The sequence below is a fragment of the Streptomyces sp. NPDC047000 genome, assembly GCF_040644295.1.
GTDB lineage: Bacteria > Actinomycetota > Actinomycetes > Streptomycetales > Streptomycetaceae > Streptomyces.
Genome location: NZ_JBEYWE010000013.1, coordinates 61,008 through 73,753 on the forward strand (window position 1 = coordinate 61,008; position 12,746 = coordinate 73,753).

Genomic DNA, 12,746 nt, shown 5'->3' on the forward strand with positions numbered 1-12,746 from the left:
CATTGTCAGTGCTGTCCGTTTCTTCTGGTGGAGCTGCCCGAACCTGCCCGTGACCGGGCGCTCAGGAAGGGGAAGGCGGGTCTCGTGCCGCGTTGCGCGGCGGCCCGGCGCAGCTGGTCGACGTAGACGACGGCGACGAGCACCGCGCCCACGACCACCTGCTGCCAGAACGCCTGGACGTTGATCTGCACGAACCCGTTCTGGAGCACGATGGGGATGAACAGGCCCACGACCGTGCCGAACACCGAGCCGACCCCGCCGAACAGCGAGGTGCCGCCGATGGCCACGCCCGCGATGACGTTGAGGGGGGTGTTGGACTGCCCGCCGATGGTCGTGGACTGGTAGAAGGCCAGGTTGAGGATGCCGGCGAAGCCCGCCAGGAGTCCCGCGAAGGCGTAGATCTTGATCTGCTGCCGGTCCACCCGGACGCCCACCCTGCGGCCGGCCTCGGCGTTCGATCCCAGCGTGTAGGTGTAGAGGCCGAAGCGGGTGCGGTGGAGCAGGACGATGCCGAGGACGACCACGACCGCCGCGACGACCGCGAGCGTCGGGATCTGCCAGACGACGTTGCCGAATCCGATCGTGCCGACCAGTGTCTTCGGCGCGTCCCGCAGGTCGAGCCCCTTGGTCATGATCTGCGCGAAGCCCAGGGCCGCGCTCATGGTGCCCAGGGTGACGACCAGCGGCGGCACCTTGGCCTTCGCCACCAGCACCCCGTTGAGCAGGCCCCAGCCGAGACCGCAGGCGCAGGCCACCAGGGTGCCCACCAGGACCGTCCCCCAGCCCTGGCCCCCGTAGGCGACCATCGTCTTGTCCGCGACGACGCCGCTGAACACCAGGACGCTGCCGACCGAGAGGTCGATGCCGCCGGTGATGATGACGAAGGTCATCCCGACGCCGAGCACGGCGTAGATGGCGGTGTTCTGGAGGATGCCCCGGAAGTTGAAGACGGTGAGGAAGGTGTCCGGCTGCATCGCGGAGAACACCGCGATGGTGGCCACCAGCAGGATCAGGATCTGGAAGGCCTGGAGCCGGTGCCGGACGGTCTCCTCGGACGCCTCCCTGGGCTCCTTCGGCTCCTTCGTCTCCTGCCGGCCGTGTCCCCCGTCGCTGCCGGCACGGCTGAGTGCCGTGGTCGATGTCATGACGTGCCTCCTTGCAACGCCCCGGTCATGGTTCCGACCAGTTCTTCCATGGTCGTTTCGGACGCCTGGAGAGTGGCGACCCGGCGGCCGCGGCGCATCACCTGAACGCGGTCGCAGACCTCCATCACGTGCGGCATCGAGTGGCTGATGAACACCACCCCGATACCGGCCGCGCTCACCCGGCGGATCAGTTCGAGGACGTTGCGGGTCTGCACCACGCCGAGCGCCGCCGTCGGCTCGTCCAGGAAGATGACCTTGCTGGCCCAGGCGGCGGCCCGGGCCACCGCGATGCCCTGGCGCTGGCCGCCGGACATCGAGCCGACCGGGCCGTCGAGGTTGCGCACGGTCGCGCCGAGGTCGTCGAACGCCTTGCGGCTGCCGGACCTCATCCGGCCCGTGTCCATGAAGCCCAGCTTGCCGAGCAGCCCGCCGCGCATGATCTCCCGGCCGAGGTACATGTTCTGCACCGGGTTCAGATGCGGGGCGAGGGCCAGGTCCTGGAAGACCGTCTCGATGCCGAGGGCCTGGGCGTCGGCGGGGCTGTTCAGCCGTACCGGACGGCCGTCGAAGAGGATCTCCCCCTCGTCCGGTGTCTCGCTGCCGGACAGGGCCCTCACCAGGGTGGACTTCCCGGCGCCGTTGTCACCTATCAGGCCGACCACCTCGCCGGCCTCGATCTCGAAGTCGGCACCGGCCAGCGCCTGGACGCTGCCGTACTCCTTGCGCAGGCCACGGGCCTGGAGCAGCGGCGCCATCAGCCCCTCACCGCCTCGGTCCAGGGCCGGGCGCGGCCGGCGACGGCGGACAGCAGGGTCTCCAGCCGGGGCCGGGCGACGTTGTCGAGGAAGTCGGCACGCTCGCGGCCCTCCAGGCCGATCGCCTCCTTCCAGATCGAACGGCCCGCGATGAACCCGGACGCGCCGCCGTCCTCGCAGGACTCGTGCAGCACGCGCTGGAACTCGTCGAAGCCCACACCGGCGGACAGCACGGCCCACGGCTGGCGGACCACCTCGGCGATACGGCGGCAGCCGCGGGCCGAGCCGGGGTACTCCAGCTTGACCAGGTCGGCGCCGGTGTCGGCCAGCAGCCGGGCCGCCTCGACGATCAGGTCCTCGCGCTCGGCGGACCGCAGCGGGGCCTCGCCGGGCAGCGGGTAGATCAGGTTCTCGATCACCGACGGCACACCCTCGGCGCGGCAGTCGGCGACGACCTCCCGTACGACGTCGAGGACCTCGGCGGCCAGGTCCGGGCCGCCCGCGGGGCGGCCGGGGCGCAGCTGCACCAGGAACTTCACCGCGTGGCCGCCCTGGGCGCGGACCCAGGCCGCGTCGAGCGCGGGGTCGCGGTGGGTGCGCGGTTCGCCGTTGTGAGTGCCGCGTTCGGAGGGCTCCGCCGCCACCAGCAGGCCGCAGGTGTCCGCGAGTGCGCCCGACTCGGTCACGGCCGGCACCCCGTAGGTCGGGTCCAGCAGGATCGCGCTGGCCAGCGGGGTCAGGGCCGAGGCCACGTCGATCTTCGCGGTGCGCAGATCGTTGTCGTCGGCCTGGTGGCCGATGGCGGTGAACATACGGCGCAGGGTGTTGCGCTGGTCCATGGCCACGATGGAGAACACGCCGTCCGGGTCGGCGATGGCGTCCAGTCCCAGTCGGGCGTCGGTCTTCACGGTGTCGGTCATGAGCTGCTCGGTTCCTTGCTTGTCGGGTGCGGGGTCAGGGGGTGCCACGGGCCAGGGGTCGGGGACACCTGGGGCAGGGGTGGCAGGGCGGCGGTCGCCACGGGGGCCGGCACCGCGCCGGGGAAAGGGGTCCTGGGGGCCGGAGCCGGGGGGCCGGGCATCTGGCGGAACGTTTCTGCACGCTGGGCGGCGAAGTACCGGGCCACCTCGGCGACCGTCCGGGTGCCGTCCGCCGCCACGGCCGCGAACAGCGCGGCCCCGCGGGCGCCCGGCTGGGACTCCGCGCAGAACGCCAGCCGGGGGATCGTCGCGGACTTGGCCTCCCGGACGCTGCGCATCCGGGTCCAGCCTCCCGCGGCGACGGCGGTGCCGTGCGTGCCGACCACGGCGTTCATCGCCCCCAGCAGCGCCGTCGTCTGCTCGCCGACCCGGCTGAGGGCGGCGGCCCAGGCGGCGTCGGGGGTGGCGCCGTCGGAGAGCCGGAGCGTGACGGCGTCGTCGTCGGCGCTGGAGCCGACGAGCCGGACCGGCGAGGTGCTGCCCGCCGGGGGCCGCCACCGGGCGTCGAGGCCGTCACGGGCGGCCGTCCCGTCGGCGCCCACCAGTGACAGGACCCGGCGCATCAGCAGTCCGGAGCGCATCCCGCCGATGAGCACGCTGTGTCCGGGCAGCGCGTGCCGTCCGGCGTCCACGCCCGCCTCCACCAGGCGCACCCGGTCGGTGTCGGACAGGACCCCGGGCACCGACCGCAGCAGCACCTCGGCGGTGCCGCACGAGTCGAACAGGTCGTCCGCGCCGACCGCGCCCGCGCCGACCGCCGCCACCGGATGGTCGTGTCCGGCCACCGTCACCACGGCACCGGCCAGTTCCGGCACCGCGCAGGAGCCGATCCGTCCGGCGGCCTGTCCGGCGGGCACCAGCTGCGGCAGGAAGTCCGCCCCGGCGCCGAGCGCGTCGAGCGCCTCGGTCCAGGGACTGCCGGTCGCCTGGTCCAGCAGCGCGGTACGGGAGACCAGCGACGGCTCGCCGACCTGCTCCCCGCACAGCGCGTAGGCCACGTACTCGGGCACGTTCAGCCAGCGGGAGCCCAGGCCCGGCGGCCTGCCGGTGACGCCGCGCAGCCAGAGCAGCTTGGCCAGCGTCCACTGGGAGCCCACCGGCAGTCCGGTCCTCGCCGGGAAGGCGGCCAGCAACTCCGGGTCCAGCGCGGCCATTTCGGCCGTGCCCCGGTCGTCGTACCAGGCGATCACCGGGGAGGAGGCCCGTCCCGCCGGGTCCAGCACGACGCCGCTCTCGCCGAGCCCGGCCAGGCCCAGGCCGAGCACCCGTACCGGGCGGCCGCCGAGGCCGGCCCGGGTCGCCGCCAGGGCCTCGGCGACCGCGGCCAGTACATCGGCGAACAGTGCGGGTCCGGTGGTCTCGGCCCGGCCGCCGGCCGAGCGCGACCAGGTGGTGGGGCGCCGGGCGAACCCGATCGCCTCGCCGCCGGGGGTGCACACCAGCGCCTTGGTGTCGGTGGTGCCCAGGTCCACACCGATCACCGCCTCGGTGTACGGACCCGCCGGGGTCACGGCCGGTGCGGCGGTCATGGCCGTCATGGCCGTCATGGCGGTCACGGCGCCAGCTCCCCGCTGCCGCGCTCCACGAGGGTGAGCGGGACCTGGAGCCGCTGCGGCGCTTCCTGAGAGCCGTCCAGCCGCTCGAACAGGCGCTGCGCGGCGGCGTGGCCGATGCGCTCCGGGGAGTGGTCGACCACCGTGACGGCCGGGCTGAGCGTGTCGGACATCGCGAAGTCGCCGAACGAGACGAACGCGATGTCGGTGCGTCCGGCCCGGTGCAGCACGGGCAGGGTCCGCAGCGAGCTGCGGGTGTTCCCGCCGAAGATCGCCGTCGGCGGCTGGGGCAGTGCCAGCAGTGCCTCCACCGCGTGCTCCGTCTCCTCCTGCTGCGGGTCGAAGCGCAGCACGTAGTCGTCCCGGGGTTCGATCCCGGCCGCGAGGAGGGCGTCCCGGTAGCCGTCCATGCGGTGCCGTACCGTGCCGATGTCCAGCCGGTCGCCGACGTAGGCGATCCGCCGGTGGCCGCGGGCCAGCAGGTGTTCCACCGCCATACGGGCTCCGGCCCTGTCGTCCACCAGCACCGAGTCGGCGTCCAGGCCGATCGGTTCGCGGTCGATGAAGACGATCGGGTAGCGGGCGCTGTCGAGGTGCTTGTGGTCCTCGGTCACCGAGGCGACGATCAGCCCGGCGATCCGCCGCTGGGCCAGTCCCTCCAGCACCGCGCGCTCGCGGGCCGGGCGGCGCAGCGTGCTCGCCACGATGACGGTGATGCCCCGCTCCAGCGCCAGGCGCTCGATGGCGCCGATCGCGCCGGCGAAGAACGGGTCGGAGACCGCGTCCACCACGACACCGATGGTGTCGTCGGTACCGCTGCGCAGGGAGCGCGCCAGGGGGTCGGGCCGGTAGTCGAGCTCGGCGACCGCCCGCTGCACCCGCTCCCGGGTCTCGGCGGAGACCCGGGGGTCACCGTTGATGACCCGTGAGGCGGTCTTCGTACTCGTGTTGGCGGCCTGCGCGACGTCGCGCAACCGCACTTTCGGGGGCGTCATCGGTGAGCTCCGTCGCAGGTGATGAAGGAGGTGTGGCCGGCGTCCGGACCGGCGGTGGTCAGGGGTCCCTCGGGCCGGACGCCGGAGTTCTGGAGGTGCCGGGCGACGGCCCAGTCGGGGTCGAGGCCGGTCCTGCGGCGGTCCGCCGGGACGGAGCCGGTGCCGCGCGCGGTGAGCCGGGCCAGGAGTTCCCGCACCCGGGCGGGGTCCACGCCCCCGGCCCGCAGCTGTTCGCAGGAGGCCGTCGCGGTGGCCGCGCCGCGCAGTACGGCGGGCAGCCAGTCGACGGCGGAACCCGGCGGCCGTTCCGCCAGTGCCAGCGCCACCCCGGCCAGGAAGGAGTCGCCCGCGCCCACCGCGCTGACCACCTCGACCGGGACCGTCTCGATCCAGCGCGGTACGTCGTCCGTGCCGGTCGCCAGGGCCAGCCCGGCACCGCCCGCGGTGACCACGGCGGCCCGGGCGCCCAGGGCGACCAGGGCCCGGGCGGCCTCCTCGGCACGCTCGCGGACGTTGTCGGGTCCGTCGGCCAGGATCATGCCGCTGGTGCCGGAGATCGCCGACTCCGCCTCGGCCAGGTTGGGAGCGACCAGGTCGGGCCCGGCCGCCAGGGCCGCGCGCAGGGCCGGAGGCGCCGTGTCGACCATCGCCAACACCCCTGCGCCGTGGGCCCGTTCGACGAGCCGGCCGTAACCGTCCAGCGGTGCGCCGGGCGGCAGGCTGCCGGAGCAGATCAGCACGCCGTGGCCCGGCAACTGCTCGGTGACGGCGGCGGCGTAGCGGTCCCACACCTCGGAAGCGATCGGGCTGCCGGCCTCGTTGACGATCGTGATCCGCCCGGGGCCGCTCTCGATCATGACGACCGCCACGCGTACCCGGCCGGGCATCGGTACGGCGACGAACTCGGCGCCCTCGCCGGCCAGCAGGCCGAGGAGCTGTGCGCGGTCGTCGTCGGCCACGAGCCCGGTCAGCACGGCGCGCCGGCCGAAGGCCCGGACGACACGGGCGATGTTCACGCCCTTGCCGCCGGCGGTCACTTCGACCTCGGGAGCCCGCATGACGGCACCGGGCACCACCTCTGAGAGGAACTGTGTCCGGTCCAGACACAGATTCGGAGTGGCGATCAGCAACGGGACCTTCCTCGGGTCGGGGGCGGTTTCCGGTCGGCGGACCGATTCACGGTCCGGTTGTCCGGGTTCGCCCTGGTTCTACGGCTGGGTAATCGATGTCACGGAGCTTGTCCGGTGGTGGGTAATCGATGTCACGGGAGGGGATGCCGGCCGCCGGTCTCGCAGAGGTGCCGGGCTGTGCCGCATGACTGCTGTGCGGTCTGGTGTCGTCGTCCGGCCCGGCCGTGAGGTCTGGCGTCGAGGCGGAGGACAGCTGGGATTCAGGCCCTGATCGGGCCGGGCAGGGGCCGGGTCGTTCGCGGGGTAATCGATGTCACCGGCCGAAATGAATCGTGCTCTGAGGGTCTGCGTGATGTCAATATGAAAGAAGGATGTCTTTTGTGTTTCGCCTGAATGTCCAGGTCACAGCGCTGAAAGTCGCATCAACGGGCGGTTTCCGAGGGCTTCGGGGACTCCATGGCACCCCCGGGGATGCCCTACGGTTCCGGCCATGACCGTGAACCCTGACGTCCGCCGTCCCGCCGCCCTGGTGGTGTGCGGCCCGCCCGCGAGCGGCAAGTCGACCGTGGGGGAGGTACTGGCGGCGGGGCTCGGCGCGGCCCTGCTGGACCAGGACACCCTGACCGGGCCGCTGACCGCGGTCGTGGCCGGTCTGCTCGGCACCGACGACCTCGACGATCCCGGACTCTCCCGGGCCACCCGGCACGCCCGGTACGAGACGCTCACCGCCGGTGCGGAGCACAATCTGCGGGCGGGCGTCCCGGTGGTCCTGGTGGCGCCGTACACGGCCGAGCGCCGCGACCCGGCGGCCTGGACCGCGCTGGCCGGCCGACTGGAGCAGGCGGGCGGGGTGCCGTCGATGGTGTGGCTGCGGCTGGACGCGGCGACGCTGCTGTCCCGGATGCGGCTGCGCGCCGCCCCCCGCGACCGGCCCAAGCTCGCCGACCCGGGGTACGCGGACCGCGTCGACCTCGCCGCTCCGGCGGTGGCTCACCTCGCGCTCGACGCAACGGCCCCGCCGGAGGCCGCGTGGGCGCGGGTGCGGGAGCGCCTGGCCGGCGGGCGGGGGGTGGTGGGCGGCTGACGACGGTGGCCGGTCGGCGGCAGGCAGTCGCGGCGGGCGGTGTGCTGAGGGCGGCCACGGCCGGTCGACGGCTGACGACTGACGGCCAGCGGCCAGCGGCCAGCGGCCAGCGGCCAGCGGCGGACGGTCGCGGCGGACGGTGTGCGGCTGTCGCCGGGCCGGTGCCGGTGGCCGGCTGGGTCTCAACGGCCCCGGGAATCGGCCGAGGTGACGTCCGGTGTGCTGTCCGGGGCGGCGCCGGACGCGGTGTCCGGGGCGGCGCCGGACGCGGTGGCCGGTGGGGTGCCCGCGGGGAGCGTGCCGGGGGCCGGGGGGCGGGCGGGTGCCGTCCGTTCCCGTGTCAGGGCCCTGATGATCCCGCGCGCCTGGAGCGGGTCGGCGGGCAGCACATGGGCGGCGAACCAGCGGGCCGCCTGCGGGGCCGGGGAGGGTTCCGCGAACTCCGGCCCCGCGTAGTCGTCCAGCGGCGGGTCGTAGACGTAACCGCAGACCACACCGTGCCGGACGAGTCCGGTCACGAGGGTGTCGCGGTCCTCGACCAGGAGCGGGACACGGAAGAGGGGGAGCGGCCCGTCACGGGCCGTACGGTCGCGCACCGGCGGGGACGCCCAGTCGGTGGCCGCCAGCAGGGACACGCCCGGCCTGCGGCGGGCGAGGTCGTGGTCGAGACCGGCCAGACGCAGGCCCAACTGGGCTCGGAACAGGCTTCCTTGACGGCGCCGGAAGTCGTGCAGATCGACGCGGATCCAGGGGTCGTACACCGTGAGGTCGGGAGCCCGGTGGGAACGGGACGACAGACCGGGCGCGTTGAGGTCCATGCGGTAGGCATCGCGTTCCAGCAGGCCGAGGCCCCGCATCGCGCCCCACACCGGGCGCACCAGATGCAGGGAGCGGACCGAGGAGCGCGCCAAGGGGCGCAGCGCGGAGGCCAGTTCGCCGCGCAGGCGGCGCGGGGTGAGAAGGTCGTCGCGCAGCCGCTCCAGTTCCCGCCGGGTGCGGGTGTCCTCGACGGCGAGGAAGCCGCCCGACATCGCGGCGACGTGCTTGGAGAGGCTGAACGCCGCAGCGTCCCCGAAGGTCCCGACCGGCTGCCCGGACACGTGCGAGCCGATGGCGTGCGCCGCGTCCTCGATCAGCGGGATCCCCAACCGGTCGCAGTGGCCGCGCAGTTCGGCGGTCCGGTCCGGGACGCCGTAGAGGTTCGACGTCAGTACGGCGTCGACGCCGCGCCAGGTGGCCTCCGGCACGGCGGACGGGTCGATGTTTCCGTCCCGGACGCCCACGGGCGCCATCACCGGGCGCAGTCCGGCCGCCAGGACGACGAAGAGGATCACGTCGTCGGTCACCGGGGACATCAGCACCCGTCCGCCCGGGCGGCACCAGCGCCGTAACGCCAGGTAGAGGGCCAGACGCGCCGAGGGTGTGTAGACGCACTCGCGGCCCAGCCGCCGTGCCATCGCCGCCGCCAGACGCGCACCGTACGGCATGGGTCACCTTCCCGCCGTGGAGGTGCGCAGGCGGCCGGCGGTCCTCAGCAGGCGGTCGGCCGACGCGCGCAGCCGGGGATGGGCGAGGACCGTCGTCCGCACTCCCCGTGCCGAGCCGCGCCACACCCGGTACGCCGCCGCGACCGGACGGGGCCGGGTCGCGAACCCTTCGCCGACGCGAAGTTCGCCCGTCTTGAGCCAGTCCTTGTACTCCATCTCCCCGCGTCCCAGGTCCACCTGGCGCACTCCGGCCCGTCCGGCCGCCTCCGCCATCCGCAGATGCATGATCAGCCCGGGCGAATAGCGCCGGAACTCGGGGTCGTACGCGGGGAACCAGGCCGCGAGGACCGTGCGCGAGCGGGGTCCGAAGTGCGCGGCGACCGGCCGGTCCCCCGCGTACAGGACGGACAGCACTCCGGTGAAGTGCTCGTCCCTGGTGCGGAAGAGGCCGTCGACCAGGTCCACGATCCAGGGCCGCGCGAACCGGTCCATCCGTCCTGTCCTGCGGTACTGGTCCGACTTCCACCGCATCAGCAGGCGCAGCATCCGCGGGTCCCGTTCGTCGAAGACGAACCGCACCTCACCCGCCTCGCGGGCCAGTCGCCGCTCCTTGGCGAGGGTGGTCCTGGTGCGGCGCGGCGCCGCCGTGCGCAGCCGCTCCAGATAGGCACTCCCCCGGTCGCCCGGCTCCCCGGGGTCGCCCAGGTCGATCACCGGTGAGGCGAACCAGCCCCGGACGTAACGGTCGAACGGCTTCTGCCGCTCCACCAGATGGTCGAACTCGAGGACCGACAGTCCGCAGGCGCCGAGCAGTTCCCCGGCGTCCCAGCTCACCCCGGGCAGGTGCACCAGGCCCTGGCAGTCGGACAGCCCGAGTCCGATCGCCCGGCCGATGCCCAGCGGATGACGCCGGTAGGGGAGGAAGCCGACCGGCTCCCCGTCCTCCCGCAGGACCGCCACCCGCGCGCCGCCCCGGCAGCGGGCGATCGCTGTCGCGAACTGCGGTGCCAGAAAGGGGTTCGCGTACTCGGGTGAGTCGTCCATCGTGCTCTGCCACGCCCGGTGCAGCGACGGGCTCAGCCCGTCGAGTCCGTGCACCGTGATGTCCATCCCGGATCCCCCGCCTCCCGTGGTCTCGGTGCGGACGCGCCCGGCCGGCAAGGCCAACGCCAGCATGCTGACGCCGCGCACCGCTCCGCGCGGGCCGAACGGGCCGCGGCCGGGTCCGTTGGTCCCCGCCCGGTGGTCCGGCCCGGTTCCCCGCTCGCCCCGTCACCGGGGGCCCGGGCCGGACCGCCGGTCCCGGAGCCGGTCACCGGGCGGGCCCCGCACGCGGGCCACGCGGCCCCGGCCGTCCGGCCCGGACCCCGTCGCGGCCGGCGGCCGTACGGCGGGCGAAGCCGGGACGTCCGCCCCCTGGACATTCGGCACCCACTATTGTCCCGTCGGGACATTAGTGGGTGTACGGTGAAGCCATGAAGGCGAAGGCGCCTGACCCGATCCCCGACCTGCCCTCCGGGGACGGCTCGCCGGTCCCCGAGGACCGGCGGCGGCGGCGCTCACTGCGCACCAGGGAGGCTCTGGCCTCGGCCGCCGTGGAACTGGTGCTGGACAGAGGGCTCGGCGCGGTCGGCGTGGACGCCGTGGCCGAACGGGCCGGTGTCACCCGGCGCACCTTCAGCCGGTACTTCTCCGGCAAGGAGGACGCCGCCCTCGACTTCACCCGGTCCGACGGCGAACGCATCAACGCCGCCCTGCGCGACCGCCCGGCCGCGGAGCCCCCGCTGCTCGCCTACCGCGCGGCCGTACGGGTCTGGCTGCGTGATCCCGAGCACCCGGCCTGGCACGCGCATCCCCGGCAGCGGGCGCTGCTGGCCCTGGTCCGCACGGAACCGGCGCTGTTCGCCGCGTACGAACGCATCCGCCGGGCCGCCCAGGAGGAGTCGGTGCACATCCTCGCCGCGCGGCTCGGCACCGACCCCGCCACCGATCCCCTCCCGGGCATCGTGGTGGAGGCGGGCGCGGGTGTGCTGAGCACCGTGCTGCACCAGTGGGCACGGCGGTCCGACGGCGGGCCCGACGAGCTGGCGCAGCGCGTGGAGCGGGCCTTCGACCTGCTCTGTCAGGAGTCCGCGCGGGCCGCGCGGCCCGGCGGCACCGCCCCCTGACCCGCCCCGCCCGCCGCTCCCCCACTCCCCCACTCCCCTGATCCACCTTCTCCCGCCCCGCGGCCCCCGCGTCCGCGGGAACGACACTTCAGGAAAGGCCGAAAAACAATGACATTCCCGATTCTGGACGGCAAGGTCACCCTCGTCACCGGCGCCGCCATGGGCATGGGTGAGGCGACCGCCAAGCTGTTCGCGGAGGCCGGTGCGAAGGTGCTGGTCGCGGACATGAACGAGGAGCGCGGCCGGGCGGTGGCCGAGGACATCAACGCCAGTGGCGGCACCGCGGTCTTCCACCGGGTGAACGTGGCCGACAGTGCCCAGGTCCGGGCCATGGTCCAGGCCACGGTCGACGCCTTCGGACGCCTCGACGCAGCCGTCAACAACGCGGCCCTCACCCCGGACGACAAGCCGACCGCCGAGTTCGACGAGGACTACTGGGACCGCCTGATGGCGGTCGACCTCAAGGGCACCGCACTGTGCCTGAAGTGGGAGCTCCAGCAGCTCATCCGCCAGGGCGGCGGCGGGTCGGTCATCAACATCTCGTCGGTGAGCGGCTTCCGCCCCCAGCCGGAGAACCCGGCGTACGTCGCCGCCAAGCACGGGGTCAACGGCCTCACCAAGACCGCCGCGCTGGAGAACGGCAAGCACAACATCCGCGTCAACGCGGTGGCGCCGGGCGCCATCGACACGCCCATGCTGCGCGGGGCGCTGGAGCAGTTCGGCTTCACCGAGGCCGACTACGCGCCGCAGCTCAGCCTGCTGGGCCGGTTCGGGCAGCCGCGTGAGGTCGCCCAGGCCAGCCTCTGGCTCGCCTCCGACCAGTCGTCCTACGTGACCGGCTCGGTCATCCACGTCGACGCCGGGTACACCAGCCGCTGACGTCCTGACCCGCCCGGCACGGCGGTGCAGAAACGATCAGCCATCCAGGCGGCGGGGCCGGTCGGGGCCCCGCCGCCGCCCTGTCTACGCGACGGCGCGGCAGTCGAAGCCGATCACGCCCCCGTCGGACATGGGCACGTAACTGGAACAGAGGTACACGGCACCGCCGCCGGTGACCGTCCCACCAGCCGGGGCCTGCTGAGGGCCTGCGCAGCCGGCGCCGGTCACGTAGACGGGGCCGTACGGCAGGAACGCGCCGACCTGGATGCTCTGGCACACGTAGTCCGCCGCCGCCGCGGCGGCGGGCGCGGCCTGGGCGGCGGGTGCCGTCACGAGGCCGCCGGCAAGGACCGCGGCCGCGCCGACACCGAGGCGCAGGACTCGTTTCATGTGAGTGTCCGATCTCCGGTCCCCGGCCGCTGCGGCCGGGAGGTGCCCCCGAGTATCGGACCGCCCCGTGTAGGGGGACACCCAGACCTGTCCGGGCCTTCCGGACGGACCCCGGCAGACCCGGAAGACTGGCGTGAACTTACGTACCCGTAGGTTACGATGCCGTAGGTTACGGCAGTG

The 12,746-nt window shown here is 73.9% G+C and carries 12 protein-coding genes; 3 read left to right on the forward strand and 9 right to left on the reverse strand.

What is annotated here, in order from left to right; translation table 11 throughout:
* Window positions 1-5 precede the first annotated feature (5 nt).
* From ABZ862_RS21375 to ABZ862_RS21400, 6 genes are read right to left on the reverse strand one after another with little or no spacing between them, the layout of a single operon-like run.
* A complete protein-coding gene (locus ABZ862_RS21375; protein WP_360960321.1) occupies window positions 6-1,145 on the reverse strand; it encodes an ABC transporter permease in 1,140 nt (379 codons plus the stop codon).
* The gene (locus ABZ862_RS21380; RefSeq protein WP_360960323.1) at window positions 1,142-1,900 is read right to left on the reverse strand and encodes an ATP-binding cassette domain-containing protein; all 759 of its coding nucleotides are present in this window, start codon (window positions 1,898-1,900) and stop codon (window positions 1,142-1,144) included. Before ABZ862_RS21380 ends, ABZ862_RS21375 begins: the two co-directional genes overlap by 4 nt.
* The gene (locus ABZ862_RS21385) at window positions 1,900-2,820 is read right to left on the reverse strand and encodes a hypothetical protein (RefSeq protein ID WP_360960324.1); all 921 of its coding nucleotides are present in this window, start codon (window positions 2,818-2,820) and stop codon (window positions 1,900-1,902) included. Before ABZ862_RS21385 ends, ABZ862_RS21380 begins: the two co-directional genes overlap by 1 nt.
* A complete protein-coding gene (locus tag ABZ862_RS21390; RefSeq protein ID WP_360960567.1) occupies window positions 2,817-4,427 on the reverse strand; it encodes an FGGY family carbohydrate kinase in 1,611 nt (536 codons plus the stop codon). Before ABZ862_RS21390 ends, ABZ862_RS21385 begins: the two co-directional genes overlap by 4 nt.
* 5 nt (window positions 4,428-4,432) lie before the next feature.
* Window positions 4,433-5,428 (reverse strand): LacI family DNA-binding transcriptional regulator, encoded by a 996-nt coding sequence (locus ABZ862_RS21395; protein WP_360960326.1) that lies wholly within the window; start codon window positions 5,426-5,428, stop codon window positions 4,433-4,435.
* The gene (locus ABZ862_RS21400; protein WP_360960328.1) at window positions 5,425-6,558 is read right to left on the reverse strand and encodes a PfkB family carbohydrate kinase; all 1,134 of its coding nucleotides are present in this window, start codon (window positions 6,556-6,558) and stop codon (window positions 5,425-5,427) included. Before ABZ862_RS21400 ends, ABZ862_RS21395 begins: the two co-directional genes overlap by 4 nt.
* A gap of 490 nt (window positions 6,559-7,048) precedes the next feature.
* Here ABZ862_RS21400 and ABZ862_RS21405 point away from each other — a divergent pair, with 490 nt between their 5' ends.
* Window positions 7,049-7,642: an AAA family ATPase gene (locus ABZ862_RS21405; protein ID WP_360960330.1), complete on the forward strand. Its 594-nt coding sequence runs from the start codon at window positions 7,049-7,051 to the stop codon at window positions 7,640-7,642.
* Window positions 7,643-7,824: 182 nt separating this feature from the next.
* Here ABZ862_RS21405 and ABZ862_RS21410 read toward each other — a convergent pair whose 3' ends face one another.
* The gene (locus ABZ862_RS21410) at window positions 7,825-9,129 is read right to left on the reverse strand and encodes a DegT/DnrJ/EryC1/StrS family aminotransferase (protein ID WP_360960332.1); all 1,305 of its coding nucleotides are present in this window, start codon (window positions 9,127-9,129) and stop codon (window positions 7,825-7,827) included.
* Window positions 9,130-9,132: 3 nt separating this feature from the next.
* Window positions 9,133-10,239: a GNAT family N-acetyltransferase gene (locus tag ABZ862_RS21415; RefSeq protein WP_360960334.1), complete on the reverse strand. Its 1,107-nt coding sequence runs from the start codon at window positions 10,237-10,239 to the stop codon at window positions 9,133-9,135.
* A 365-nt stretch (window positions 10,240-10,604) separates the two neighbouring features.
* Between ABZ862_RS21415 and ABZ862_RS21420 the strand changes: the two genes are divergently transcribed.
* On the forward strand, window positions 10,605-11,297 hold the full coding sequence (locus ABZ862_RS21420) for a TetR family transcriptional regulator (protein WP_360960336.1): 693 nt from the start codon (window positions 10,605-10,607) through the stop codon (window positions 11,295-11,297).
* 108 nt (window positions 11,298-11,405) lie between these two features.
* A complete protein-coding gene (locus ABZ862_RS21425; RefSeq protein WP_360960338.1) occupies window positions 11,406-12,176 on the forward strand; it encodes an SDR family NAD(P)-dependent oxidoreductase in 771 nt (256 codons plus the stop codon).
* Between the two features lie 84 nt (window positions 12,177-12,260).
* On the opposite strand, the gene ABZ862_RS21430 is transcribed toward ABZ862_RS21425, so the two are convergent.
* Window positions 12,261-12,566, reverse strand: coding sequence for a hypothetical protein (locus tag ABZ862_RS21430; RefSeq protein ID WP_360960340.1), 306 nt, complete (start codon window positions 12,564-12,566; stop codon window positions 12,261-12,263).
* Window positions 12,567-12,746: the final 180 nt, after the last annotated feature.

Excerpts from the sequence above, each read along its gene's own strand:
- ABZ862_RS21410 (WP_360960332.1), bottom strand. The coding sequence starts at position 9,129 with ATGCCGTACGGTGCGCGTCTGGCGGCGGCGATGGCACGGCGGCTGGGC.
- ABZ862_RS21430 (WP_360960340.1), bottom strand. The coding sequence starts at position 12,566 with ATGAAACGAGTCCTGCGCCTCGGTGTCGGCGCGGCCGCGGTCCTTGCC.
- ABZ862_RS21395 (WP_360960326.1), bottom strand. The coding sequence starts at position 5,428 with ATGACGCCCCCGAAAGTGCGGTTGCGCGACGTCGCGCAGGCCGCCAAC.
- ABZ862_RS21380 (WP_360960323.1), bottom strand. The coding sequence starts at position 1,900 with ATGGCGCCGCTGCTCCAGGCCCGTGGCCTGCGCAAGGAGTACGGCAGC.
- ABZ862_RS21385 (WP_360960324.1), bottom strand. The coding sequence starts at position 2,820 with ATGACCGACACCGTGAAGACCGACGCCCGACTGGGACTGGACGCCATC.
- ABZ862_RS21420 (WP_360960336.1), top strand. The coding sequence starts at position 10,605 with ATGAAGGCGAAGGCGCCTGACCCGATCCCCGACCTGCCCTCCGGGGAC.
- ABZ862_RS21425 (WP_360960338.1), top strand. The coding sequence starts at position 11,406 with ATGACATTCCCGATTCTGGACGGCAAGGTCACCCTCGTCACCGGCGCC.
- ABZ862_RS21390 (WP_360960567.1), bottom strand. The coding sequence starts at position 4,427 with ATGACGGCCATGACGGCCATGACCGCCGCACCGGCCGTGACCCCGGCG.
- ABZ862_RS21375 (WP_360960321.1), bottom strand. The coding sequence starts at position 1,145 with ATGACATCGACCACGGCACTCAGCCGTGCCGGCAGCGACGGGGGACAC.
- ABZ862_RS21405 (WP_360960330.1), top strand. The coding sequence starts at position 7,049 with ATGACCGTGAACCCTGACGTCCGCCGTCCCGCCGCCCTGGTGGTGTGC.
- ABZ862_RS21415 (WP_360960334.1), bottom strand. The coding sequence starts at position 10,239 with ATGGACATCACGGTGCACGGACTCGACGGGCTGAGCCCGTCGCTGCAC.